The organism is Streptomyces sp. 4F14 (assembly GCF_048159485.1).
Taxonomy (GTDB): domain Bacteria; phylum Actinomycetota; class Actinomycetes; order Streptomycetales; family Streptomycetaceae; genus Streptomyces.
The window spans coordinates 88,055-113,314 of the sequence record NZ_JBLRVY010000016.1; the positions used below are offsets into that span (position 1 = coordinate 88,055).

23 protein-coding genes are annotated in these 25,260 nt (G+C 69.1%); 10 read left to right on the forward strand and 13 right to left on the reverse strand.

Annotation, left to right across the window (positions count from 1 at the left end; translation table 11 throughout):
• Nucleotides 1-7 precede the first annotated feature (7 nt).
• On the reverse strand, nucleotides 8-538 hold the full coding sequence (locus ACLZOT_RS26875; protein ID WP_416971645.1) for an NUDIX domain-containing protein: 531 nt from the start codon (nucleotides 536-538) through the stop codon (nucleotides 8-10).
• A gap of 119 nt (nucleotides 539-657) precedes the next feature.
• Here ACLZOT_RS26875 and ACLZOT_RS26880 point away from each other — a divergent pair, with 119 nt between their 5' ends.
• The 4 genes from ACLZOT_RS26880 (at nucleotide 658) to ACLZOT_RS26895 (ending at nucleotide 5,003) form a co-directional block, all read left to right on the forward strand.
• Nucleotides 658-1,863, forward strand: a complete 1,206-nt coding sequence (locus ACLZOT_RS26880; RefSeq protein ID WP_416971646.1) for a hypothetical protein — start codon at nucleotides 658-660, stop codon at nucleotides 1,861-1,863.
• 151 nt (nucleotides 1,864-2,014) lie between these two features.
• Nucleotides 2,015-2,707: a class I SAM-dependent methyltransferase gene (locus ACLZOT_RS26885; RefSeq protein ID WP_416971647.1), complete on the forward strand. Its 693-nt coding sequence runs from the start codon at nucleotides 2,015-2,017 to the stop codon at nucleotides 2,705-2,707.
• A 60-nt stretch (nucleotides 2,708-2,767) separates the two neighbouring features.
• Nucleotides 2,768-3,745 (forward strand): endonuclease/exonuclease/phosphatase family protein, encoded by a 978-nt coding sequence (locus tag ACLZOT_RS26890; RefSeq protein WP_416971648.1) that lies wholly within the window; start codon nucleotides 2,768-2,770, stop codon nucleotides 3,743-3,745.
• A gap of 412 nt (nucleotides 3,746-4,157) precedes the next feature.
• On the forward strand, nucleotides 4,158-5,003 hold the full coding sequence (locus tag ACLZOT_RS26895) for a hypothetical protein (RefSeq protein WP_416971649.1): 846 nt from the start codon (nucleotides 4,158-4,160) through the stop codon (nucleotides 5,001-5,003).
• A 232-nt stretch (nucleotides 5,004-5,235) separates the two neighbouring features.
• Here the strand turns inward: ACLZOT_RS26895 and ACLZOT_RS26900 are convergent, their stop codons facing one another.
• Complete coding sequence (locus ACLZOT_RS26900; RefSeq protein ID WP_416971650.1) at nucleotides 5,236-6,003, reverse strand: GntR family transcriptional regulator; 768 nt, start codon at nucleotides 6,001-6,003, stop codon at nucleotides 5,236-5,238.
• Between the two features lie 113 nt (nucleotides 6,004-6,116).
• Between ACLZOT_RS26900 and ACLZOT_RS26905 the strand changes: the two genes are divergently transcribed.
• From ACLZOT_RS26905 to ACLZOT_RS26925, 5 genes are all read left to right on the forward strand, one after another.
• The gene (locus tag ACLZOT_RS26905) at nucleotides 6,117-7,028 is read left to right on the forward strand and encodes a PhzF family phenazine biosynthesis protein (RefSeq protein ID WP_416971651.1); all 912 of its coding nucleotides are present in this window, start codon (nucleotides 6,117-6,119) and stop codon (nucleotides 7,026-7,028) included.
• Nucleotides 7,029-7,121: 93 nt separating this feature from the next.
• Entirely contained in the window at nucleotides 7,122-7,778 is a 657-nt protein-coding gene (locus ACLZOT_RS26910; RefSeq protein WP_416971652.1) for a 2'-5' RNA ligase family protein, read from the forward strand.
• 212 nt (nucleotides 7,779-7,990) lie between these two features.
• The gene (locus tag ACLZOT_RS26915) at nucleotides 7,991-9,169 is read left to right on the forward strand and encodes a hypothetical protein (protein WP_416971653.1); all 1,179 of its coding nucleotides are present in this window, start codon (nucleotides 7,991-7,993) and stop codon (nucleotides 9,167-9,169) included.
• Between the two features lie 351 nt (nucleotides 9,170-9,520).
• Complete coding sequence (locus ACLZOT_RS26920; RefSeq protein WP_416971654.1) at nucleotides 9,521-10,009, forward strand: hypothetical protein; 489 nt, start codon at nucleotides 9,521-9,523, stop codon at nucleotides 10,007-10,009.
• Nucleotides 10,010-10,141: 132 nt separating this feature from the next.
• On the forward strand, nucleotides 10,142-10,465 hold the full coding sequence (locus ACLZOT_RS26925) for a hypothetical protein (RefSeq protein WP_416971655.1): 324 nt from the start codon (nucleotides 10,142-10,144) through the stop codon (nucleotides 10,463-10,465).
• 294 nt (nucleotides 10,466-10,759) lie between these two features.
• Here the strand turns inward: ACLZOT_RS26925 and ACLZOT_RS26930 are convergent, their stop codons facing one another.
• The 7 genes from ACLZOT_RS26930 to ACLZOT_RS26960 all read right to left on the reverse strand — a co-directional run bounded on the left by ACLZOT_RS26930 (nucleotide 10,760) and on the right by ACLZOT_RS26960 (nucleotide 19,124).
• On the reverse strand, nucleotides 10,760-11,626 hold the full coding sequence (locus ACLZOT_RS26930) for a hypothetical protein (RefSeq protein WP_416971656.1): 867 nt from the start codon (nucleotides 11,624-11,626) through the stop codon (nucleotides 10,760-10,762).
• A gap of 956 nt (nucleotides 11,627-12,582) precedes the next feature.
• On the reverse strand, nucleotides 12,583-12,984 hold the full coding sequence (locus ACLZOT_RS26935) for a hypothetical protein (RefSeq protein WP_416971657.1): 402 nt from the start codon (nucleotides 12,982-12,984) through the stop codon (nucleotides 12,583-12,585).
• Between the two features lie 145 nt (nucleotides 12,985-13,129).
• Entirely contained in the window at nucleotides 13,130-14,368 is a 1,239-nt protein-coding gene (locus ACLZOT_RS26940; RefSeq protein ID WP_416971658.1) for an ATP-grasp domain-containing protein, read from the reverse strand.
• A gap of 28 nt (nucleotides 14,369-14,396) precedes the next feature.
• Entirely contained in the window at nucleotides 14,397-15,599 is a 1,203-nt protein-coding gene (locus tag ACLZOT_RS26945; protein ID WP_416971659.1) for an MFS transporter, read from the reverse strand.
• A gap of 34 nt (nucleotides 15,600-15,633) precedes the next feature.
• Nucleotides 15,634-16,722, reverse strand: coding sequence for a hypothetical protein (locus ACLZOT_RS26950; protein WP_416971660.1), 1,089 nt, complete (start codon nucleotides 16,720-16,722; stop codon nucleotides 15,634-15,636).
• A gap of 228 nt (nucleotides 16,723-16,950) precedes the next feature.
• The gene (locus tag ACLZOT_RS26955; protein WP_416971661.1) at nucleotides 16,951-18,225 is read right to left on the reverse strand and encodes an ATP-grasp domain-containing protein; all 1,275 of its coding nucleotides are present in this window, start codon (nucleotides 18,223-18,225) and stop codon (nucleotides 16,951-16,953) included.
• Nucleotides 18,226-18,317: 92 nt separating this feature from the next.
• Entirely contained in the window at nucleotides 18,318-19,124 is an 807-nt protein-coding gene (locus tag ACLZOT_RS26960; protein WP_416971662.1) for a hypothetical protein, read from the reverse strand.
• Between the two features lie 346 nt (nucleotides 19,125-19,470).
• Here ACLZOT_RS26960 and ACLZOT_RS26965 point away from each other — a divergent pair, with 346 nt between their 5' ends.
• The gene (locus ACLZOT_RS26965; protein WP_416971663.1) at nucleotides 19,471-21,306 is read left to right on the forward strand and encodes a hypothetical protein; all 1,836 of its coding nucleotides are present in this window, start codon (nucleotides 19,471-19,473) and stop codon (nucleotides 21,304-21,306) included.
• Here the strand turns inward: ACLZOT_RS26965 and ACLZOT_RS26970 are convergent.
• The 4 genes from ACLZOT_RS26970 to ACLZOT_RS26985 all read right to left on the reverse strand — a co-directional run bounded on the left by ACLZOT_RS26970 (nucleotide 21,303) and on the right by ACLZOT_RS26985 (nucleotide 25,027).
• The gene (locus ACLZOT_RS26970) at nucleotides 21,303-23,108 is read right to left on the reverse strand and encodes a hypothetical protein (protein ID WP_416971664.1); all 1,806 of its coding nucleotides are present in this window, start codon (nucleotides 23,106-23,108) and stop codon (nucleotides 21,303-21,305) included. The two genes, ACLZOT_RS26965 and ACLZOT_RS26970, sit on opposite strands and share 4 nt — an antisense overlap.
• A 53-nt stretch (nucleotides 23,109-23,161) precedes the next feature.
• Nucleotides 23,162-23,689, reverse strand: coding sequence for a hypothetical protein (locus ACLZOT_RS26975; RefSeq protein WP_416971665.1), 528 nt, complete (start codon nucleotides 23,687-23,689; stop codon nucleotides 23,162-23,164).
• A 110-nt stretch (nucleotides 23,690-23,799) separates the two neighbouring features.
• Nucleotides 23,800-24,114: a hypothetical protein gene (locus ACLZOT_RS26980; RefSeq protein WP_416971666.1), complete on the reverse strand. Its 315-nt coding sequence runs from the start codon at nucleotides 24,112-24,114 to the stop codon at nucleotides 23,800-23,802.
• Between the two features lie 352 nt (nucleotides 24,115-24,466).
• Nucleotides 24,467-25,027, reverse strand: a complete 561-nt coding sequence (locus ACLZOT_RS26985) for a hypothetical protein (protein WP_416971667.1) — start codon at nucleotides 25,025-25,027, stop codon at nucleotides 24,467-24,469.
• Between the last annotated feature and the right edge of the window lie 233 nt (nucleotides 25,028-25,260).

The following is a 25,260-nucleotide window of genomic DNA, read 5'->3' on the forward strand; positions in this document are numbered from 1 at the left end:
CGGAGCGTCAGCCGGCCCCGACGGTTCGTCCCTCCGCCAGTCGCCGGACATGGGCACGGATACGGTCACGGTCCTCGGGAAAGACGCTCTCCCACGTCTCGTCCAGTCCGAACCACGCCACCGGCTGACCGGGCTCCCCTCCGAGCGGAACCTCACGGCCGACGACCGCCGCGTACGACAGGCCCAGCGTCGCGGACCAGTCAGCCCGGTAGGAACGCACCGCCACCGCCGCAGGCTCAGCCATCAACTCCGCACGCACACCGGTCTCTTCGAAGAGCTCACGCATCGCCGCCGCCCGAGGAGACTCACCCGGCTCGACCTTGCCTCCCGGGGGAACCCACCCTCGGACCCGGTGCCTGACCAGCAGCACGTGCGTGAAGCCAGGATCAGTGACCCACACCTCCGCTGCCAGCGGCTCCATCGGACGACACCGAGCCTCGTCCAGCCATGCCCGCGCACCGTCGAACTCCAGCGCGGCGAGACGGGCATCCGTCTCAGCCTCGTCCACAAACGCCTGTCCCACTTCACCACGACTCACCCGCCACACCCTAAACGCACCCCGCCCTACGCCACGCCACGCCGACCGCACGAAAAACCTCTGGCTGTGCCTTGTCGGACGGCGGGCTCCCCGACGGCAGCCCGAAGAAGGGAACACCCATGACCCGTGAGAACAGGACGACGGGGGCCTGGTTGGTCCTCGGCGGAATCCACCTCCTCAACCAGACCGCTCTCCGCCGCCAGGACGAACCCATCGTCCTGATCCGTGTGATCCCCCAAGCGATCTACTCACCGAGCACCACCGTCGTCATTCGATGGGACACTCTGGGAGCATGCCCGGCCACCGCCCATCGCACGGGCTGCGACCAGCCCGCCAAAGCCATGGTCGAGGGCTGCGACCTCTTCCCCGACGCCATCGCAGGAACCGCCCTGCGAGCCCTGGTCGGCACCAGCGCGGCTCTGTCACTCGTCCCTCTGTGCTACCTCGAAGAACACCCGAACGGCGGCTATCACGCCTACGCGCAGATCCGGTTCCACCCCGAGGACGCCTGCTTCCTGCGTACGACACGCGAACCCGTCGGCCACGGTCCGGTCGACACCCTGAATTGGCTGGACCCGGTACTGTCCGCGCACGCCGAATCGAGCAGGGCCCTCAACAACCATCTGCGTTACTTCCGCACCTACTTCGCCGGAACCGAACTCGAATACAAGTACACCCTCGCCCCAGCTCCGGACATCTGGGCCGCGTCGGTCGAACTCCTCAAAACCCTGCGCGACGGGCAACTGGAAGGCTGTCGGCCGGAGTACAGGGGGGAGTTCGAGATCCACTACACCGAGAACCACCTCTTCGAGGTCACCGGCCCCGAAGAAGAGGCAGGCTACGCCTCCTTCATCCCGACTGTCTCCGCGGGATACGTCCTGAAACGGAAGTGGTTCACCCGAGACGCCTTCGCCCGCCGCGAAGCACTCCGCTCCGGCATCGACGTCTCCCCAGACGGATTCGAGGAGTATCTGAGCACACAACTCGGCCTACGTGTTCACCCCCTGCCACCCTTCCAGCGCGTCCGCTACGACGTCCAGTGTGAATCCATGCGCACCGGGCACGTGTTCGGCGTCTTCTTCGACCGCTCATCCCTTGTGTCCGCACCCGAAGTCACGCTGTCGCAATGCGAGTTGGAATACCGACGATCACGAGGCGTGCTCGGCCACGACGAGAACGAGATCATCCACGAGATGGACCGTATCAACGCGTGGCTCCGCACCTACCTCGCCGAACACGGCTGGGCAACACACCACACCTACTACTCCAAACTCAGCTTCCTGCGAGACACCGTCGCAGCCAGACCGGAACTCGCCGCGCGCTGACAGACGAAACGTGCCCGACTTTCGGCCCAGTTCCCCTCACACGAGATCTGGCCATAGTTCTCACCGTACGTCTGCCCATACCCCTCTTCCCTACCGCCACGCACCCCTGACGCCCAGCACCCCTATCCATACGAAAACCCATGAGGCAACCGTGTCCGCCGAGGAGACCACCAACAACCGGGCCTGGCAGATCTACGGCCGACGCCAACTCGACCACGCCTACACCCCGCCCGTCCCCGACCGAATCAACTGGACCCCCTGGGAAGGGACCGGACCGGGAGCAGAAATCCTCGGCGCCGTCACCGGCCGCCGTGTCCTGGACATCGGCTCCGGAGCCGGCCACCACGCCGTCCATCTCGCCCGGGCACACGGCGCCTACGTCACCGCCATCGAACTCTCCCCAACCCAGCACGAACGCGCCGTCCGCACCCACGCGGACACGGAGGGCGTGGAGTTCGTCCACGCCGACATGATCAGCTACCTGGCCAGTGCCGAGCCGTTCGAGGTCGCGTACGCGATCGGGACGCTCGCCTACATCGACCCGCACCACGCACTGCCCGCGCTGCGCGACGGCCTGCGTCCCGGCGCCCCGCTGGTCCTCTCGCTCTTGCACACCGACCTGCACGGCCGCGGCCCGTCCACCCAGGTGACACCGCGCGAGCAAATGATCCTGCTGCGCGACGACCCGCCCCTGCCAACACTGATGTGGGTCCTGGCCCCCCGCCTGTGGGAGGACCTGCTCACCGAGTCCGGCTTCTGCGTCGAGGCCATCGACCTGTTCCCACACCCCGACACAAACGTCATGGTCGTCCAGCAACTCATCCGTGCCCGGCGTCGTCCGTAGCAGGGGCGCTCCACCGCCTCAAGTAACCGTAGATTCCTGACAATTCAAGGGCATTAGGACATGACAACAAAGCTGGCGAACCTCAACACGTACAAGCTCAGCAAGCGAACGATCGGCACCGCGTCCTGGGAAGCGCGTGTCACCACCATCGGTGAGATCGCCCCGGACATCCTGACGCTCCAGGAGGTAATCGTCGACGAAACCCAACCAGTCGACGTGTGGGGAGCCGACGCGTCGGCGGTCATCCAGCAACTCGCCGCCGACACCGGACTGAACGCGACCACGATACGCACCGACGGCACTCCGGGCCCCACCGCAATGGCCAACAACCACGCTCGCGGCTGGTACACGGCGATCCTGTGGCGCCCCGACACCGTCACACCGGTCCCCGGTGGATACCGCCCGTACGGCGCACCCGATTTCTGGCACGGCCTCACAACCATGCAGTTCGACCTCGGGTCCGACGAGCCGATCGTGATTGGTTCGTACCACGGTGACCCGTTCCGCCCGGACTTCCGCGCCAACGAGGCACTGCGGTTGAAGAGCGTCTTCCGGCAGACCGGCAGCCCCAAGCCCGGCCTGCTGCTGGGGGACTTCAACGCCTTGTCCGCCGCGACCGTCCCCGGGCCGGACGGCGAGCAGTACTACGACGCAGAGCCCTACCTCGATCAGGACCACGACGACCTGGAGTACCAGCTGGTGGAGGGGACGATCGGCACCACGCAACTGGCCGACCGCCGCCAGACCGAGGCGCTCCTGCGGCGCGGGTACATGGTCGACGCCGCCTCCCACCTCGGCGTGCCGTGGCAGGCGACGGCCGGGCACTGGGCGGACGGGCAGGGTGATCCCGACCCGTGGGGTGCGCGCCGTATCGACCTGGTGTACGCCACCCGGCCCGTCGTACCGGCACTGGTCAGCTACCGCACACACACGAGCCCGGCCGCGAAGAGGGCCGCAGACCACCTGCCGGTGATCTGCGAGATCGACCCGTCCAGGATTGTCCGAGTCGCGGACGTTGGTCCCGGAGGCCAGGGGTGAGGCAGGCCGACGGGCCGTCGACATCCAGCTCCGTCGGCGGAACCCCGCCTGCGGCGAAGTCGGGCTTCGCCAGCCGGTTGAGTCGTCGACCGGCTGCTGGACAGCCATGCCCAACAGCGCCAGGACATCGCCCTGGTACCGCTCGGCGAGGAAGTCGTAGAACTGCGCGATCCGGTTGGACGCGGCGTACACCGTGCCCTTGGCCGGACCTTTCTCCTTGCGCTGCCGCGCGAGGAAGCGGTCCGCGTCCTGCTCCCCGGCCGTCCAGAGGGTCCTGCACCGCGTACCTGCCCGCGGCCTGAGAACCGCACCTCGGCAGGGCCGGCGCGCAGTCGTAGCGCCCTTGCTCATCGGCCGCACCATGCGCGCCAATGCCTCCACTCCCAGCACGAAGACGACGAAAGGCAGACCTGTGCAGATAACGACCGGTGAGCTTTCCGGCGGTGGCCGCCCGTCGGAGGACCGCATCCTCGTCAACACGGACTCCACCCTGGTGGTCGTCCTCGACGGCGTCTCCACCCTCACCGATGAAACCCCTCGCGGCGCCTGGTACGCCCAGACCCTCGGCGAGGAGATCCTCTCCGTCCACGAGCGCGCCCGACACCTCGACCTGCGCGACACCCTCCACGAGGCCCTCACCACGGTGGCCGGCGAACACGACCTCGTTCCGGGCGCCTCGCCGGCGGCCACTGTGGCGATCGTGCGCCACCGGCCCCACGACCACATGGTCGACGCGCTCGTGCTCTGCGACACACCCGTCGCCGTCGAACAGCACGATGGCTTCGACGTGCTGCGCGACGAACGCCTCGAAGCCCTCGTCCGTCTCTCGCCCGACCGGCCGGTGATGTTCGACCAGTTGCACGCCGGGCAGGGGTTCCGTTCCTCCGGACACCGCCAGGTGGTGCGGCGGCTGCGGGATCACCAGATGCAGCACATCAACCGGCCGGGCGACCCGCTGACGTACTGGGTGGCCGAAGCCACCCCTCAGGCCGCCCACCAGGCCGTGGTGCGCTCCTGGCCCGTCTCGGACATCAAGCGCATGTGGGTGATGACGGACGGCGCCCTCGCCGGCATCGAGCCCTACGGGCTGTGGACGTGGGAGGCATTCGCCGACGCCTGCACCACCCTCGGGCCGCAGCAGGTGGTCGAGACCATCGACGCCTACGAGCGCAACGACGCGGACGGGATCAAGCACCCCCGCTACAAGATCGCCGACGACAAGGCCCTGGCCTGCATCGACTTCGGGCCACAGCGATGAGTGAACAGCAGCCCGCCGAGGAGAGCAGCACGAAGGCGATCTTCCATGTGACCGGCCCCGAGGCGACCGTGCTGACCGTACACGCTCACCCCGATGAAGCGCCGGAAGGGCGATCGAGGACAGGCCAGCCCGCCGGACGGACACCGTAATGGATGGTCAAGGCGACGCCACCGCCGGTACAGCGGGTCCACCCCTGCGTTGCATTCGGGTGATCGGCGGCCTGGAGCGTGTCCTAGCTCTCCGGAGGGCCGGAGGAGACGGGGTGGTGGTAGGAGAGTTCCCAGTGGTGTGCCGGTACCAGGATGTCGGCTGTCTCGACCGCCCGTCCGTCGCCGGTGACGTGGGTGCGGGCGATCACGGTCGCCGCCGAACCGGCCGGAGCGGACACGCGCTGTGCCTGCATGCGGTCGAGAACCACGGGGGTGAGTGTTTCCGTCACGGCCGTCACGTGAAGACCCGCCTGGGCCATCCTCTCGGCGACCGTACGGTGGGCGTAGGGGCCGTGTCCGGGCAGGACGACGGGGCTGGTCCCGGTGAGCGCCATCGGCTCCCAGCTCGTCACCGCCAGCAGCGGGCTCCCGCCCTCGACGTGGACGGTGTACTCGGTGCGTACGCACAGCGCGCCTTCGGCGATGCCCAGCCGTCCCGCGACCGGCTCCGGCGCCGGGGCCTGCGGTGTGCTCAGCGTCGTCCATGTTCCGTCGACCCCCTCCGGGAGGAGTCCGTACCAGGGCGCTCTGAGCACGCGCCGGTGCCTGGGGCGGCTCACGTATGTTCCCGAGCCCGTGCGTGCCTCCAGTACCCCTTGCCCGATCAGCGTCTCCTGCGCGCGACGGACGGCGTTCTCGCCTCCGTCCCCGTCCAGCAGTTCACGGGCGAGCGCCTGCCGCGACGGCAACCGGTGTCCCGGCGGCCACGTCCCCGACGCGATGCGTTCCCGGATCGCTCTCGCGACACGTTCGTGGGGATAGCCCTGGTCGTCGGCGTGGACATCGCTCATTGTTGTACCGCCTCCTGCCTCGCCGGTCCGCCCGAGGCACCCACGGTAGCCCGCCCCCGGCAAGCTAGTTCACCAGCCTCCCTGTCCTCCGATCGCCTCCAGGAGTCCCACCCGTGCACTACGACCTCTGCGACGTTTTCGCGCAACAGCCTCTGAGCGGGAACCAGTTGGCGGTCTTCACCGGCGACGCACCGCTGCCCGACGACGATTTCCTCCAGGCCGTCGCACGGGAGATGAACCTGTCCGAGAGTGTCTTCCTCACCGCCCCTTCGGACGGCGGCGACGCCAGGGTCCGGATGTTCTCCACCGTCACCGAGATCGACTTCGCCGGTCATCCGCTCCTCGGCACGGCCGCCGTCCTGGCCCACCGGCAGGCGCGAACGTCGGTGTCCCTGCGGATCGAGACGAACGTCGGCCCTGTCCCCGTCACCGTGACCCGCCAGAGTGCGGGACGCTACACCGCCTCCATGGACCAGCCGATCCCCCGCATCGCCCCCGTGCCCGACGACGTGACCGCCCGGCTCCTTGCCGTCCTCGGCCTCGAACGCAGCGAACTGCCCGTCGTCCTTTACGACGCGGGCATCCCCCACCTGTACATCGTGGCCGACAGCCCCGACGCGGTCCGGGCCATCCAGCCCGACTTCCCCGCCCTCGGGAAAGCCGCCGGACCCGGTCGGCCCCGCATCAACGTCTGCGCCCTCACCGGCCCGGCCGACGCGCTGACCCGCATGTTCTCACCTCACGACCGAGGCATGCCCGAGGACCCCGCATGCGGCTCCGCCGCCGGCCCTCTCGCCGCGCACCTCGTCCGCCACGGACTCCTGCCCTCCGGTACCGAACTCACCCTCAGCCAGGGCGAATCCGTCGGCCGGCCGTCCGTCCTGCACGCCACGGCCGATGCCGACCCCACGGAGATCCGGTCCATCACCGTCACCGGCGGGGTATGCATCATCGGCACGGGACAACTGCATCTCTCCCTCATCCGTGAGACACAGGAACCGGTCCGCACGACGGCATCCCGGTGACGGCGCAGCGCCAACTGCCCCCTTTCCCCTGATCGTTCACGTTGCCGGGTCCGCCACGGTCCCGGTCCGCTTCGAGAGTAAGAGGATCACGTAATGGACAACTTTTTCGCTCGCGTCACAAACCGCGAGTACGCCTGGCCCGCGGGGCGGCGGGACCTGCACTGGCATCTCCTGCCGTCGCGCGACGAGGCGTTGGCGCTGACGGAGCCGTACCGGGACGTGACCAGCGCGAAAGGGCTCAATCCGGTGCTGGCCGAGTGGGTGCACGTCACGGTTCTGCACGCCGGACCGCAGTCGGAGAGCAGCGACGCGGAGGTGGCGGCCATGGTCGACCGGGTGAGCGCTGCCGCAGCCGAGGTGGACCCGTTTGTCCTGACCTTGTATCCGCCTGCGGTGGGGACGGTCGCCCTGGAGTGCGCGGGACGTCCGGGCGCCCCCGCGCGGAGGCTGTGGGAGCTGACGGCGGCGGCGACCAGAGAGGTCGTGGGAGAGGAGCGCTTCACGCTGATCCCTGCCGTCTACTACCCTCACGCGAGCGTGGCCTACGCCGGTCCCGAGGCCCACGCGGCGGACCGGGCGACGCTCAAAGCCGCGTTGTCCGACGTGGAGGCCGGTCCGGTGACGGTCCGAGCCCATACCCTGTCGCTGGTGGCGCAGTGGCACGACGGGCGGTCGCAGATCGTGTGGGAGCACCTGGCCAGCGTGCCGCTGGGCGGCGCGGGCACCCGGCACGAGCACAACGCCCGGTGACCGCCGACGCCGGTCGGCACACCGTGGCCGACCGCGGCCTCCCCCGCCTCAGCGGGTACGGCCCGGCGGCCGGGGCGCTCGACCGTCCGCCGGTCCTGTCGGGGGGCGGGCTACGGTACGGGCACGTCCCTCGGCCATGAGCCGGCCGTCGGACCGCCTCCCCTCCTCAACACCTGCCGTCTTCCCCCGCTCACCACCGTTCGGAGCACTCCGTGACCCCCGTTACCCCGGAAACGATCAAGGCAACCGATGCCTGGAACGCCGCCGTGGACCGCGCCACCGCCGTGGTCCACCAGGAGCAGCCCGGCGGGATGCACGAGGACGACTGGAGCTCGGTCGCCAAGCGCGACATCATCGCCATCGTCCTCTACGCCCTCCACACTGGCAGCGGGACAGCGGTCGAACGGGTGCCGTGGTCACAGGTCCTGTGGTGGCTGTGGGACGACGAGCATGTCATCAAGCTCGTGGAGGACACGATCACAGGAGCAGCTCAGGCGATCACCGAATCCGGCGGTGAACCGCAGCACCCGGCCCTCGCACGGTGGCGGTGGCTGAACCGGACCTGGGATCCCGCCGCCCCGGTCAGGTACCGCGGCCAGGCACCGGCACCCTGGACAGTCCCCGGGCCGCAGGACGGCTCAACCACCACCTCGCTGCCGGAGGCGCGGTGGGACGGGATGAGCCGGGGGATCGGCGAGGCGCTCCCGGACCCCGCCGTCGAGATCTGCACCTCGTGGGCGGCCGACGTGGTCGCCGCCGTGCTGGGCGCCGAGCGAGGGGGCTACTCCCGCTACCAGCGGGTCCGCGCCATCGCCGGCCCGTTCGCCGGCCAGGGCGGCTATGTGATGGACATCGGCTGGGCCTTCGACGACGAGGCCCGGGAGGCCACCGGTCCGGCCGGCTACACCGTGGACCTCGACGACACGGCAGGCATAACACCTATCGACGCGGATCTCCTCACCCCGGCGAGCGACCACCGGTGGCCGCGGCGCCCCGACGGCTCCCTCAAGGACGGGCCGCCCCCGGGTTTCCACGATCCTCTTCCTCCGACCCCGTCGTGCGCCGACGACCTGGCCGAGCTCCTGGCCGGCGCCGACAACCCCGAGGCCGTGCCCGAGAATCTCCGCGAGACGATCCGGGCCGCCCACCACCACCGTCACCTCGACGTGCGGCGCCTGGCTGCCCCCAGGCCGCGCCGGGCCACCGTCCAGCTCCTGCTCCACTGGTACCAGCTGACCGAGCCGTACACCGGCTCCCCGGATGGCAGAGCCGAGATCTGGGAACTGGTGATCACGGAGCATCTGCGGGACGACGCCCCCGTCAGTCTGCTGGCCACGGACGAGGACACAGCAAAAGCACTCGCCGTCCAGCGCACCGGGCTGTCCCTGTGACGACCGAGACGGCCGCGCCAGAGACGACACACCCCCGCAGCCCCGGAAAGCCCGACCTCCGCTGCCGCACCTCGGACTTCCGGACAGCGATTGCCCCTTCACCGTCCAGTCGCCGGATCCGAACTCCCCGCCGACGGAACGCGCTTGCTCCGACACCCTGGTCTCATGACACCGTTGGACTACCACGCGACAACACTTCGAGCACCATCGACCGATACCGGACGATTCCTCACTCCCATCCATCCTGAGGGGACTGATCACACGGCACTCTCACATCGACGGGCGTCCTGGTAGCCAGCCCGTTCAGGGCGATTTCCTGCGTGGTAAGTCGCGATCGGAGACGATTGCACCATGAGTCCTTGGGAGTTGGCGCTCGTCGCCGTCGGGTCGGCGTTGGCCGGCGGCCTGTCCGTCGCCTGGTTCGCCCGGCCTCTGGGCCGTCGGCTGGCCGACGAGGCGCCGGAGCGGCAACTGGCCGCCGTGGTCCCACAGATCGTGATGGCGATTGCTGATGCCCCTCGTGCGGAACGGCAGCGAGAGGCGGACCGCTCGGCCTATGTCGAGTTCCTTGTCCGGGTCGATGGTGCGTTCGGGGCTCCAGGCAGCACAGCTCCGTTGGCTGAACGCAGGGCTGTAGGCGAGGCTCTCGACGTCATCAGGCTTATCGGTCCTGCCGATGTCGTTGAGGCCGCCCAGGGCCTGGCCGCGCTCGCACGCGCTGACCACCGGGCCTCGCCTCATGATGTGGAGCATGCGAAGACGACGTTCCTCAACGCGGCTCGCAGCGCCCTGCAGCCTGCTCCGTTGCTGCCTCCCGAGACACCAGTCTCGATGGCATGATCGACCTGGCCGTCAGAAGGTCCGGCAGACCACGAGATCGACCGCGATAGCCCGTGATCTGATGAGCTGGAATGTCCCCACCGGGGAAGCTCATGAGCCCCCTGGTTTCGAAGCAGCATCAACAGGAGAGCCATGCCTGCAACAATCGTTATGCCCGACCGGGATGAGATCTCACGTCGCATTGCGCAGGCGGACCCCAGCGGTGCTGCCAGAATGCTATATCCGGGCATCCTCGATATGGCCGGGAAGGAACTGCACGGCTCGGGTGTTGCGGTTGGTCTGTCCCTCGTGATCCTGAATCACATGGAGGAGCATGACTACGGCCGGACCTCCGTGGTCATGATGACCCTCCTCAAGGGGCTCCTGCCCCGGTTCGTCACCGCACTCGTGGACGACGAACAGGCTCGCGCTGACGCCCTGGCGATACTGGAGGAAGCCAGAGCCAGCCGCCGGTAGGGATTGCTCGCGAGTCCTCGTCGCCCCCTTCGGTAAGCCGGTCGAGTTCACGCCGATCGTTCCCTCCGGGGCAGGATCAGCGGGGGCAACGACACCTGCGAGGAGAGTTCGGCGTGACCGGCGGCCTGATCGCCCTCCGCGGCTCCAAGCAGCCCGATCGGACCGCGCTCGTTCACACCCACGACGAGATCGGGGCCGAATCCCCTCAAGCCCCAAGCCCGCCAGGCCGCGGAAATACCGCCAGAGACAGCGGACTTGTCGGCGTGCAGGCTGTCGCCGGCCGGGTGCGGCTGATCAGCGCTTGCGCTTCGGCACGCGCTTGGGCTGGATGCGCTTGCCCACAGTGCGCACCGTGGGCGTCGTCTTCTTCGTCTGCGTGGCAGCCGCCGCCTGCAGCACGGACAGCAGCTTGGCCTTGAGCTGCTCGGCCTGCTCGGGGGTCGTTGCCTCGGCGGGTGTCTCCAGCAGGTGGGTTTTGAGGACGGCGAGCATGTCCCACTCCCATGGGCCACGCTGGTTCGGGCCGGGGATGAGCCGGGCATAGTCCTCGCTGTACAGGTCGGCCAGCAGCGCAAGAGCGTCGGCGTCGCTGACTGTGTCGACCCGCTCTCGCTCCGGGGCCCCGATCGCCGTGCTCTCCGCGTGACGGACCTCCCGCAGCAGCGTCAACCGGATGTTCTCCAGCGTCGCCATCCGCCCGCCGGCCCCGCGACCCACCCATGCCGCCATCGCCGCGACAACGACGAAGTCCACCAGACCGGCGTCCTCACCCCCGGAGATCTCCACCGGCCCCGTGCCTGAGGGGAACGCTGCCAGTTTGGCCAGGGCGTCCTCACGGTACTCTGCGGGCGCGAACTGCTCGACCACGCCGCGAGCCCCCTCCGCCACGACCTCGTTGGGCAGGGGACCCGTCTTCCTCTCGATGACGGTGACGGCGTCACGGAAGAACTGAAGGGCTTGCTCGGTCGCAAACGAATAACGCGGCAGCGGGTACGGCGTCCGACCGGGGTCGTCGTCCCAGGTACCGATCCGCTCCACCAGCGCGGCAAAGGTGTCGGGCGCCTCATCGATCAGTGCGATGACGCTGCGCAGCGCCATTCCACGCATCCGGCCCATCCGCTCGACGATCGGTTGCGGCATCCCGCCCAGCAAGTCGTTCACAACGTCTCCCCTCCATCGCGGTGTTGACCGACCTTACCAACGGGCCTACACCCCACTTGCGGCTTCACCGTCCCGCGACGGCGCACGCCCCGCCCTCACGATCCCCTCGCCCACGATCCGGGATCACGGCATCGTCTCCCTCGTCACGCAGCACCGGCTGGACCGTCCGGCGGACGCCACCGCCCCCGGACGGCTTGTAGGAGATCTTGCCCGCATGCCGCTTGTTCGGGCTTGTGCGTCAACGCATGGGGGGAGCAGCTCTCCAGGGCTGAATGCCCGTCAACACGTCGTTGAGACCAACCGAATCATGGCCTCGTACCGGTCATGGGCAGAGCGGGAAAGGTAGCTGACACACATGCTCGGAATACGGGTCAGCCAGTTCTACGGATAACCGCGCCAAAGCGCCGCCTGAGACCTCGCCGGACTGCGCCACACCAGCGGCCTGAACACCGTCGCCGACCGCCTCTCCCGTACCGGCGTCGCACACCGCCGTGCAGAAACGCACCCTACTATCGAGACCGGGTTCGTCCCCGGGCACCTGGGGTGTTGTCGGGCAACGTGAAATCCTCCAAGCCAGTTCATCGACCGTGCACACTGCGCCAGACACGTCCGGACGATCGATCAGGAACTAGCATGTCCGCACCGCTGGCTGACCGTGGCCGTGCCCCGGTCCACACGGTGAGCGCGTGAGCGCACCGGCAGACGACCCTTCAAGACTCCGTGGCCGGGGGGAGGTTCAGTACCCGGTGTACCGGCTTGCGGACTGATGCTCTCCTGCACATGCCGAAGGGCGGTGGGGGCACAACGAATGTTCGTTGTGCCCCCACCGCCCTTCGGCGCGTCCAGCTTCAGGTCCAGACACGGGCGGGATCGCGAGGGATCAGCCCGAACCGGCCACGGCTTCCCGGCGATCGGACATCGGTCCGCCCTGGCAGGCACCTGCTGGTACAGCAGGGTCAGTTGAAGTAGATCCCGGCGAACTCGCCCCCGAAGCCGAGGTCCGTCAGCGCCTGTTCGGCGTCACCCCAGGACCGGTCCGCGTAGGAGAAGTTCGCCTCGAAGATGCCGATGTCCAGCTCGTCCTCCTCCCACTCGTAGCCGCACCGGCAGCGCACGAAGACGCGCCGACGGGTCTCCAGGAGCAGCCAGTCACGGTTCGCGCGGCACGAGGAGCAGAGGACGAGGGTGCCCCGCGGGTTCAGTTCGCCGGGGTACTCGACGACGCGGATCACAGCACCGCCAGGAGCGGGCTCGGGCACCATCACGGGGTAGTCCGGGATGTGCAGGTCGGCGTCGGAGAGCGGAGGGAGGTTCGAGGGGTCGTTCGGGTTCAGATCGCGTCTCGGCGAGTCCGACAAGCTGCAAGCCCTTTCGTCAGAGAGATGGTCGCTTAAACCGGGGCTCGGGCTGGATTATTCCCAAAGTAGCGGCTGATACCTGACCGTGACCTTTTCCTGTGCGGGGGCCGTCGGACCGTGCCGGGCCCGCCGAGTTCTCCGGAGATCAGGCAGCTTCGGACACCTCAACGTCGAGCAGGTTGGCAACCTGCTCCAGGCGGGCGTGGACCTGGTCGGTGTCGGCACCGGTGACGACGAAGTGCGCGAGCCGGCCGGTGTACAGGCTGCCGCCCTCGTCGGGGAGGAGGATCTGTGCGCCGGCCTCGTGCTCGAAGCGCAGCCGCTCCAGCCAGTCGGGGGCGCCGAGTTCCGTGCGGGCTTGGGCCCGACGGACGGTGCCTGAGGTGGAGGGCGAGAGGAAGCGGACCCCGGCGGCCTCTCGCCGAGTGGCGGTGAGGTCGGGCTCGATGCCCAACGCGATGTCAACGGCGACTGCGGGCAGGTCGATGCCCGTGGCCAGCTGGACCAGGCGGCCGATGAGGTCACCGCCGAGGCGCGCGTTGACCTCGATCAGGCGGGGGCCGCTGCTGGTGAGCCGTATCTCGACGTGGGACACGCCGGTGTTGACTCCGAGGGCGTCCAGCGCGGCCTCGGCGACGGGCCCGACCTGTGCGAGGAGCGGGTCGTCGGCGAGGACGGTGTGGCCGACCTCCTGGAAGAGCGGCTCGGGGCCAAGGGTCTTGCGGGTGACGGCGACCGGGGTGGTGATGCCGTGCGCGGTCACGCACTCCACCGAGATCTCGGGCCCATCCAGGTACTCCTCCACGAGCACGCCGGAGCCCTCCTCGCCCTGGCCAGCAGCCTGTTCGGAGGCGTAGGCGAAAGCGGCCGGGAGGTCCGCGGCCTGCTCGACCTTGATCACGCCGATGCCGGCGGCGTGTGCGGCGGGCTTGAGGACGACCGGGTATCCGATGCGGCGCGCGGCGGTATTCGCGGTGACGAGCGAGGTGGCCCGGATCGACTGCGCGGACGGCACGCCCACGGCTGCCCAGATGGCGCGTGCGGCGCTCTTATTACGGCAGGCGGCGGCGGTCGCGGACGACTGGCCGGGAAGGCCGAGGTCGGTGGCGATCTGTGCGGCGGGCAGCAGGCAGTACTCGTCCCAGGTGAGCGCGCCGGTGATGGTGTGGCGGTCGGTGAGGCGGGCGACGGCGGCGCGCAGGGCAGCCAGGTCGTGCGGGTCGGCGACCTCGTGGTCGACGATGTGCGCCAGTTCCCAGGTCGGCGCGGTGGAGTCGACCAGGACGACCCGGTGGCGGCGCGCGGCGCTTTCGAGGCAGTAGGCGCTGTAGGCGGGGTTGCCCATGGAGATGACGAGCAGGACGGTGTCGTCGGCGTGGGGCATGCGAACTTTCCGGTCGGGGCTGTAGGGCTCAGGCGGTTGGTGCGGCGGGGCGGCGACCGGCGGCTTGGAGAGCGAGGGCGGCGGCGCAGAGCGAGGCGAGGACGGCGCTGCCCGCCCACAGCCAGTCGGAGCCCCGGTTGAGGGCGACGGCGCCGATCAGCGGCGCGGCCAGGGCCGAGCCGCCGAACGCGGCGCCCCAGACTCCGAGGTAGCGACCACGCGCGCCGTCGGGGGCGAGGCCGGCGACGTACGCGGCGGCCCCGACGCAGAAGGCCATCTCGCCGAGGGTCCACACAACGGTGGCGGCGATGAACGCGGCGGCGCCGTGGGCAAGGCCGTTGGCGCCCATGCCCAGGCCGATGGCCAGCGCTCCGACCGCAGTGGCCCGCAGTGGCGGGGTGCGGTCCATCAGCGGCTGTAGCAGGGGCTGCAACGCCAGGACCGTGACGGCGTTGGCGACGTTGACCGCGCCGTAGACGGCGGGCGAGAGGCCGTCGGCGTGGATGGCCAGCGGGAGGCCGTACACCATCTGCTGGTACACGGTGAGTGTGGCCAGCGAGATGCCGGTGAACGACAGCAGGCGCCGGTCGGACAGGACACTGCGGTATCCGACCGGGTCAGGCGTGTTGACCGGTCGGTCGCGGGTGGCCGGCAGGGCGAGGACGACCAGGGCGAAGGCGAGGCAGGTCAGCGCGTCGATGGTGCAGAGCCAGCCCATGTGGGAGCTGGCGAGGTACCCGCCGATGATGCCGGAGGCGGCTGCGCCCGCGTTGATCATCCAGTACTGCAGGCCGTAGCCGCGGGGGCGCTGCTGCTCGGTCAGGATGTCGGCGATCCAGGCGCTGATCGCGGTGCGGGGGGCGTCGAAGACCAGGCCGATTGCGGCGGCGAGGGCTACCAGTTCGGGGATGGTGGTGGCGCGGGCGAGCAGCCCGTAAGCCGTGGCGGTCAGGGCGAGGGAGACGACGATGGTGCTCTTGCGGCCGATCCGGTCGGCGGCGGCTCCGAAGAGCGGCTGGCCGAGCACCCATCCGGCCCCGAACGCGGCCAGGACCTGGCCGGCGGTGTCGACGGAGAGGTGGAGCTGGGTGACCAGGTAGAGGGTGAGGTACGGGACGAGGACGGCGCCGACGCGGCTGGCGCCGTATCCGATCACCAGGACCCAGTACGTGGCCGGGAAACGGGGAGGGGGAGATGTCGCCGTTCCGGTTTCGGCGGCGGCTTTCGACAAGAGGCTGCTCCGGCAGGCGAGTTCGGGGGATCGGTCAGGCGGCGGTGAACGGCTCGACGCGGATCTCCAGGGCCTCGCGCAGTTCGGCGGCCTCCTGGTCGAGCGTGTCGAGGTCGTCGGGGACGTAGAGGATGCGGCCGGCGCGCGTGACGGTGCCGACGCCCACCGGTGTGGGCTGGCCGACCGTGAGGCGGATGTCCGCGTGGAGCACTCCGGGCAGCGCTTCGATGACGTCCGGGTCGGCGACGTGGGTCACCGTCCCCGCAGGGGCGGGGATCATGACGGCGGTGAGCGCGGGGAAGCGCGGGGTGCCGTCGAGGTCCGGGACCTCGTCGAGGGCGAGGGCAGCCAGGGTTGCGGGCAGGTCGAAGGCATACATCACGGACGCGAGTTCGGCGATGCTGCCGCCGCCCGGGCGTGCTCCGGCCTCGCCGACGAACAGGCCCTTGGTGCGGTCGCGCAGGATCTCGCAGTGCACCACTCCGGTGTGCGCGCCGAGTGCGGCTGCGGCCTTGCGGGCCAGGTCGGCGACGTCCTGGGCGTCGGTGTGCCCGGGGGGCAGGACGGTGTCGACGGAGGCGTCGCCGACGCTCTGCAGGAGCGGGGCGTCGTAGCGGCCCGGCACCGCGAGGAGCACGGTCCCGCGGTGGACGTACAGGTCGCAGAAGAACTCGGCCTCGACGTCGAGGAACTGCTCGACGAGGAATCCGTCGCGGGCCCCGTGCAGGGAGTCCAGGACGTGGCCGGCGCTGAGGCGACCGGTCGGGTCGGTGATCCGGACGTCGAACGCGCCGACGTCGACCAGTTCCTTCAGATGGTCCCGGTCGCGCACGACGAACGTGTTCAGCGTGGCCAGCCCGGCGCGGGGCTTGACCAGGACGGGCCAGCCCAACTCGCCTGCGACGGTGGCGACCTCGTCGGCGAGGTGGACCACCCGGTGCCGGGCGACGGGCAGCCCGGTGGCGGCGAGGGCGGTCTTCATAGCGGCCTTGTCGGTGTAGGCGGTGGCGGCCTCCACCGTCAGGCCGGGCAGCGCCCGCAGTCGGCGGAGGTGCGCAGCGGCGACGATGGCCTGTTCGTCGATCGTGGCGATGGCATCGACCTGGGGCAGGCAGGGTTCCAAGGCCGTCAGGGCGTCCAGGTCGTCCCAGTGTTCGACCGTGTGCTGCTCGACGCCGGGAAGGACAGCGGTACCGGCAGGCTGGAGGACAGTGACGGTGTGGCCGGCGGCCAGAAGGGCGTCTTCCAGCAGGGGATTGCCGGTGGACAGGACGAGGACGTGCTTCAGGGGGCGCTCCGGTATAGGGAAGGTGGGGGTGGGGGCCGTGCTGGGGCTGCTCGACGCTTGGCCCTAGCGGACCGGTGGGGCTTCGTGCGGCGGCCGGTCGCTGGTGGTGATCTGCCAAGCGGTGGCGGCCTGTCGGGCGCGGGCCTCGGCCTGTTCGGCGGTGTCGCCGACGGCGAAGACATGGCCGGCGGGGGTGAGCGTGCCGACGCGCGTGGGGCTCTGCTGGCCGACGTGGACGAGCTGGTGCACGTCGATGACGCCGGGCTGCTTCCGCAGCTCGTCGGCGCTGTCCATGCCGGTGATCCAGCCGGGTGGGGCGATCGGGGCGGCCCAGGCCACGGTCGGGCCGCCGCTGCGCAGGGCCACCTGCGGGATGAGGCCCATGGCCAGGTCGGCGGACAGGGCCCAGGGGTCGATGCCGTGCTGGAGCCTGAGCAGGTGGGGCAGCATTGCGCCGCCGGGGCGCAGGCCGATCTCCCCGACCAGCAGGTCGCCGGAGCGTGCGAGCAGGATCTCGACGTGGGCGAAGCCGGTGACCAGCTGGAGGGCGTCGGCGGCGTCGCGGGCCAGGTCGATGACCTGCTGCGTGTGGTCGTCGTCCCGGCCCAGCAGCACGGAGCCCAGGACGGCGGTGCCCAGCAGCGGCCCGGGATACCGGCCCGGTACGGCGTAGACCTCGCGGCCTTGGTGGCGCAGGATCTCGCAGTGGAACTCGGCGAGGACGTCGATTCCCTCCTCGGCCATCAGGCCGCCGCTGGCGTGGTCCAGTCCCCTGTGGATGCCGGAGGCGTGAAGGCTGGCGGGCAGGGCCTGGGGGCCGAAGGCGCCGCTGGCACGCAAGCGGTCGAGGTGGGCCTGGTCGCGGACGAGGAGGGTGCCGATCGCGGCGAATCCCCTGCGGGGCTTCACGACGACCGGCCAGCCGAGCAGCTCGGCAGCGCTCTCGATGTCGGCGACGCTGTCCAGCGGGACGTGCCCAGCGACGGGGACGCCGGCGGCGGTGAGCACGTCCTTCTGGATGTGCTTGTCCGTTCCGGCTGTTGCGGACTCCCTGGACTGGCCGGGCAGGCCGAGCCGTTCGCGCAGGAATGCGGCGGCCCGCAAGCAAGGTTCGTCGGTGGTGACCACCGACTCGACGGGCAGCGCGGCCAGTTCGTCGGCGAGGGCGGACAGCTGACGCCGGTCGTCCCACGCGGCGACGGACAGCATCGGGTAAGGGACACCGCGGGCCTCGCGGTCGCTCTGGGCGGCGGGCGATACGACGACGAGGATCTGCTGCCCGCGCTCGGTGAGCAGGTCCTCAAGGCGGGAACGGAGGGCGGAGAGCACGACGAGCATGCTCACGCTCCTTTCTGATCGGGTGTGGGCGCGGCCCGGCATCCCCTTGCGGCGGTACGGGCACGGTGGCGGTGCGGTGCATCCGGTGTCCGCTAGCGCTGGCGTGCGACCGGTTGGTGGAGCTGGCCACTGGTCCACTCGCGGGGTGCGGGCGGCTCCAGCGCGACGGGGGGCAAGGCCGCCGAGGTGGCGCGGGCGGCCGAGTCGCGGCTCGACGAGGGCATCGCTGGGGGCGCAGCCTGGACGACCGCGCCGAGGAGGTCGGCGGGACAGGCGTAGCCGATGCCCTCGCTCTGGAAGGACCGGACGGCGCGGGTGACCGCGGCGCTTCGCGCGGCGAGCCCAGTCCCGTCGGGGGGCAGTTGGAACCGGATGTCCGTGGTGGTGGAGCGGTCCACGAAACCCGCCTCGCGCAGCAGCTGCTCGGCACGCGCCTGGGTGGCCAGCAGTTCTTCGCGGCCGGGGACGCCCAGCTGTTCCAGGCGCTGGTACACGACCGCGAGCATCGCTGGGACGCTGCCCCGGTTGTGTTCATGCGGGCCGCCGGGCTCACTGTTGTAGATCACCTCGAACTGGTCGCCGTCCTCCGGGTGGTTCCGGGTGACGTGCCAGCTGTCGGGGAAGCCGGGGATGGCGTGGTGGGCGTCGTCGGTCTCCTGCGGCGGTGCGATGGTCAGGTGCCCGCCGTCGGGCAGCAGGGCATGGACGACGTAGTCGCTCAGTCCGAAGTCCTCGACGCACTCCAGCCCGCGGTGTTCGAGCGGGCCGGTGATGTGCGGGTACCGGAGACTGATCCGCTCCGCGTCGAGGGGCCTCGGCGTGAACGGCCCGTACACGTAGGCGTTCACCTCGTGGGGCTTCTCGGTGAACAGGACCGTCACCTGGGGCTCGGACTCCACGGTCACTCTCCTCTGCTGCGTGGGACGGGGGGCGCACCCCGACGCGGCGTTGATCGCGTCCGTCGGCGGGCGGATCACCAGATTCCGTGCAGCGCGGCCGGACACATCCGGCCGATCTTGTGCTAACGCCTCCTTCGACGGACCGGAGCCTGCCGTTTCTGGAGCAATTCGTTCCGCGCTCGGCAATCGCGATGAGAGGCTTTGCGCCGTGGATTCGAGGAGATATCTCGGGCAGGCCGGCATGGAGGCAGCCGTCCCCCCCTCCCGGGCGGCGTACCTGATCGCGAGCGGAAGCGAGGCCGGGTTCCGAGCGGCAGTAACGCAGGCCAGCGGCCGGTGGGGCGGTATGACCGAGCCCATCGTCGAAGCCCTGGCTTCGGGTCTGTCCCAGCTGCACGAGCAGACAGTCCGTGTCGCCAAGGTCGAGGCGCTCGTCAACATCGACGCCGACCCCCTGGCCGCCGAGGAGATCGCGGTGGGCCTGGGGCTGCCCGTCATCGCGCTTGCGGACAGGCAGAAGTACGGCGCGGTGTTCAGCTGTTCCCCGGACAAGGTCAGGGAGTTCACGGACCCGGCGTATCCGCCGATCGCAGCGAGCCCGACCGGGCCGCTGTGGCAGCTGGCTGTGGCCGGTTGCGTGGAGCCGGGTCTTCGCGAGCACGCGCGGGTGGGCGAGCAGGAGGACGAGTTCGGCTGGTACCAGCTGCGGGAAGACACCCGGATCCAGGGCACGGTCGCGCAGTTCGGTGAGTACCAGAGCACTACCCCGGGGCACACCTCGATGGTTCTGTGGGTCGTCGAGGGCGAGGGTTTCGCCGACAGCCTCGACTTCTGGAACACCAGGGCGCTGCGGCCGGTCAACACGATCGACATGCCGATGCTGCTGCTGCCGGGCGCCGACGCGGTCAAACACTGGATCGGCTTCCCGAAGCAGGTGGCTCATCTGCTCGGCTCTCGCCCCGGCCAGTTCTCGCCCGACGTGGCTCTCGTCAGCCGCTCGGCGTCGCCCGAGCAGCTACTGGAACTCGCTTCGGTGCTCGGCCTGGAGCCCACCGAGGAGGAGCCGCGGGCAGGAGCACGCTTCCCCGTGCCCCCGGCCCGGACCGCCCCGTTTACCTTCCGGACGGACCTGGACCCCACGGCCTGGGTGACCCTCGAACGCCACTACGGCGTGCCGACGTCCTTCGACGTCCAGATCTTCGCCGACGGACCGAGCACCCTGCGCTTCACCCAGCCCGTCCGGTTCAATGGGCAAGCTGGCGCCCTCGTGAGGTTCTGGGGCGAGCCCCTGCTCGGTCTCCCTGCCCGCCCGTCCATCGCCCGGCTCGTCCACCCCGATGCCCAGTGGCGGGACGGCAAGCTGCAGCTCGCGTTCCTGCCGATGCCCCATCAGCTCGCCGTTCAGCTGACGTTCCCCCTGCTGCCGCAGGCCACGCGGCAGCTTCTGGACGATGTCGCCACTGAGCACCAGCTGTCCTCCGCGGGACGGCTGGGCACCGCCCTGGCCAAGCGCGCCGACAGCACCGTGCTCCTCGAACCCGGTGTCTACGAGGCGGCCATCGCCTTGACCACGCCGCGGTCCAAGGAACTGTTTAAGCGGCTGCGGGACCTTCGGGCGGACGGCGATCCGGACGCCGACCTCGCCGAGCTGGCCGCCACGTGGGGCGGCCGGTCCGAGCGCCGCTATCTGCCCGCCGACAAACTGCCGAACGTCAGGGCGGAGGACCGGGCGGCGGCGCTGGAGCGGCTGTGCGCGTTGGGCTGGGCCGAACGCGGGCTGGAGAGCCTCTGCCCCTCGTGCACCAGTCGGTCGTTCGTGCCGCTCGGCCAGACCAGCGGTTCCCCGCAGTGCCCCGGGTGCGGCGCCGTGTCCGCCTACCAGTCCGGCGGCACGCCGACCGCCGTGCACTACCGGCTCGACAGCTTCACCGACCGGGCCAGCGACAACGGCCTGCTGCCGCATCTGCTCGTCGTCGCCGAGCTCTACCGGCGCAAGCCGCGCTCCCACTTCCTCCCCGGCCCCCAGGTCCATCTCGATCCCCGTGGCTGTCACCGCCACGGGAACCAGACCCCTGTTCACGACGCGGACTCCGAGGTAGGTCTCGCCGTCGGCCTCGTCGACCGTCGTCCTGGCCATCCCGTTCAGCGGGACAGGGACGATGCCGGACCGCTCCACACCTAAGCGTCCAACGCGTACACCTGGAGTTGATCCGGACGGCTCAGCACTTTCGGATCTGACCGGTCAGTGCCAGGCGCGGATGCCATGGTTATGGGTTGAGCTGTCTCCCCGGCGCTGTCTCGTGGGCTGGTGACGACTGAGGGAACAATGAGCTGCGGCTCCTCCTGATCGCCTGGGCTACCGAGTGGGTCGGCGAAGAGGTAGAGCCGATGAGCCGTGTCGCGGACCACGTGAAGACGGCTAGGGCGAGGCGGATCGAATCCTGTGGCCAATTCCTTGACACTCACGACCAGGGATGTAGCGGCCTGCTCCACATGCCAGATATCGACGCCGTCCAATATTGCTGTAGCCAGGACGAGCGCCCTTTCTGCTGCCTCGTGTTGCTGCGGATCCTGACACAGTTCTTGCCACTGACCGCCCCGAGCCGCAAAGCCTCCGGCTCCGGTAGACGGAGATGACTCGATGCTGCCGTACAGGTACTCATGGGCAGTGCGCGGTGGCCGTGTGCTGCTTCTGATACTCCCAGGACGTGAACGCATACCTTGTGTGCCCACTGTCATGGGTGCCTCTACGGAGAAGAACTGTGGAGCATCCCAGAAGAACGAACAGTGAGAACCCACCTGGAACCACTCAGAGCGCTGCAGCATCTCTCGCGCTCTGCGCAAATGACGCAGCTTCTGAACGGTTCGTGGGAGGTCAGACAACGGCGGTTGCCGGTCTGTCCCAAGTACCCCGAACAAAACACCGGTGAAGGGCGTCAACTCATCGGCACAGCGCGGGCATTGACCGTGGCCAATTGCCTCAGCCCATGGTGTGTCCGCTTCTTGGCAGCACGAGCGGGCCCAGAGCCGGAAAGGGACATCAGGCAAGAACAGCTCCGCCCAAGCGTTGTCGAAGAGACGTGGTGCCAGCCATCCCGTATACGAACCTGGCTGACGGAAACTGCCACGGCCTTGGTCTTTCCCAGCCAGCGAACGCCAGCGGGAATGCCAACGCTCTGCCCAGGGCAACCCCCCAGAAAAATGCGGCCCTTGCCCACTGTCGGCGTCGCGCAACGTGTGGGGCGAAGCGATCGCATGATGCTCGACCACGTCTCGCTGCCCTCCATGGAGCGTGAGCGGCTGCGATGCGTGGCGGTGGTCACCGAAGCACTGCTCAAGCAATGCCCTCGTTGCGGGATAGAACTCAAGGTCCTCCGGCTCATACGGCAAGCGGTCCGCCACCAGCACCGTACCGGCAAGGTTGTCGTCAACGACAGGCGGCAGCTCTCCTGCCGGCCACGCGAGGTCGGCGACGGACTCTCCAGCACTATTTTGCAGACGGCCGACCAAGTGCTGGGCGTCGCCGTGTCCCCACTTGGCTGCTGCGGTCAAGAGAAAGAGCACACGCCCCTTTCCGCCGACCACCGGATGCATAAGCGTACGGGTTTTGCTGCTCCCCGTCGGAACCGTCAGCAGGGCCAGGTCGGGGCCGCTTTGGCTGACCCCGGCCTGACCGTGGACGATACTCTCGGCGCAGACCAAGGGCAGCAGGTGAGTCAATACGGCCCTGAAGGCAGCACCGGGGTGCTGCTGATCGCAGGCAACCTCGAACCATGCCCCCGCACTCTGCAGGTCGTTACCGCGCAGTGCCTTGGTCCCCAGCAGATAGGCGGCATTAGCATCTTGCCGAGCCACTCTTTCGTCATACGTGAAGTCCTCGATGCCACTGCTTTGCGCCGGCCAGTCGCCAGCAGGCCGGTCCCAGTAGTCTGCCGGCCCTGCCAGCAGCGCGAGCAACTCGCCGTAGATTTCAGACTCGTTCACACTGTTTCCTCCGCTCGGCCCGTCTGTCCTCCAGCCCCGCATTGCGTCGTCTGTCACTGCTCACCACCCGAGGTCCGCCGAGGCTCCATGCGTTCAGGACGGATGTAATGCCTCAACTGGGCCTGCACGGACTCCACTCCGTGGTTGCGGCCCTGGTAGATCGCATTTTTCGTTCTGCCGGTCTCCTCCGCGATCGTGTCGTCGTCCTGACCGATGCTCTGCCGCCGCAAGATGTCGCGTTCCCGCGGTCGGGTAAGGCGATTGATGGCCTCATCGAGGGCCTCCCATAGCTCGGCGTCCTCCTGGTGCCGGCCGGGGCTGTCCTGCGGCTCTTTCTCGGAACTCGCCACGGAAAGACACTCGTCCGGATAATCCCCGACGAGAATTTCTTTCGACTTCTTCTTGTGGTGCTCTATGGCCAATCTTTGCGCTGTCTTCTTGAAGTAGGCGATAGGCTGCCGTGAGGGATCAACCAGACCGCTACGAAGGCCCTCGGAAATCGCGAAACCGGCGATCTCGCGACGCTCATCATCGCTGATGTGGAAAGGGAGCGACCCGAGGGCCCCGGCGACCTTCTGCAAGCACGCCTCGTATGCGACGCGCCCGTCCGGACCCAGGAAGCCAAGAGCGTCCGCGACCGCTGTCACAGTGCTCGGCGGTGTGGCCTCTTGGGCCCCGTGCGCAGCTTCGCTCACCACAGGGCGTAACCCTCCGGCCCGCAGTCGTCCGCGGGCGGAGCCGTTATCCACCAGACCGTCACCTTGCTGCCGTCCGGTCCCTCGTAGTGTGCGACGGCCCCCGGCGGCAGATCCCGGAGAAGCTCCGCCGCCACGCTAGTGACGGAGGGCGTAGACGAGAACGAGAGCGGCGGCTCGGAGAGTTCTGCGGGCGGGAGCTGGCGGTGCAGACGGGTCCGAAGCAGCGTGACGCCGGGGAGGTTCCAGAGGGTGTACGCGACGGGGATCAGGTTGACCGCGTCAATCACGTACTCGGACAAGCGCGTCATCTCGGTGGTACCTCAGCGGTTGGTAGGACGGATGTATGAGTGGCCTTCACCCCCTTATAGGGACTGGAGTGACTGCTTCTTACGCGATCCGGGATATTTTCCCGGAGGGCCAGCTGAGCGCGGTCCACGGTCTCAACTTCACGTGGCCAAGTCACGCGACTGCACCCCTGGAAGCCTGCCCGGCCTGCGGGAGTTCGCGGTACGTATCTGTGTCGTCGCCGCCTGACGAACACCGCGTGGCCGTGGGAATTCGCCCCCAAGGCGGGCTAAATCCGCCAGACCGCGCGCGCCAGCGGGCAACGGCGCCACCCCCACAACACGCACACCGGGGATCCGCCATCAAGGGGTGGTGTCAGATACCGCGCTCCAGCACCGGCCGGGGACGGCGGCCCGGCGGGGGCGGCCGGTAGCCGGGCGGCGAGGCGAGATGCTCGCACACCCCGCCGTACTGGGGGAAACCGGTACCCATCTCCTTCTCCAATGCGGGGAAGAAGTGCTTCGCCTCCGGGGACTGGCCAGTGGTCTGCCAGGTGTAGCCGGGGCCGTCGGCGAGTGCCCGGCGGATCAGCCGGCGGCCGATCCCCTGGCGCTGGTGCTCGATCGTGATGGAGATCTTGTCGATGCTCCCGACGCGGCAGGCGTCGCACACCATCCACACCAGTATCCCGATGTCGTACCCCTCGCGGTCGAACATACGGATCCGGCGGTGCCCGGCCGGACGCCGCGGCGGCCAGTAGAGGAACCGCACCTCCTGACGGCGGGTGGTCAGCAGAATCCACCGCCACCGCAGGGGTGAGAGGTACTCGGGAACGGGCGGCGTCACCAGCTTCTCCTTCACGGACACGTCCGCGGTCGTCCGCGCCGAACCGATGACTTCCGGTCCGTCAGTTCCCAGCGCTTCATGATGCAGCATCTACGTCGTCCCTAACATGCCGGAGACCATGTGAGGCGTCTCACCTGGGATTCTTCGCGGGACCTATTGATAAGGACCGTGATGTGAAGCCAGGGCAGCGCAACCGGTGTGATCGGGAAGTCCTTCAGCGTGTCGTGCGCGCGTGTGACGAGCGCGGTCAGTTCACGGTCTTGCTCCCGAGGGCAGATGTAGACGTGGAGCAAGCTCTCGCCCTCGGGCCACAGATCCTGTGC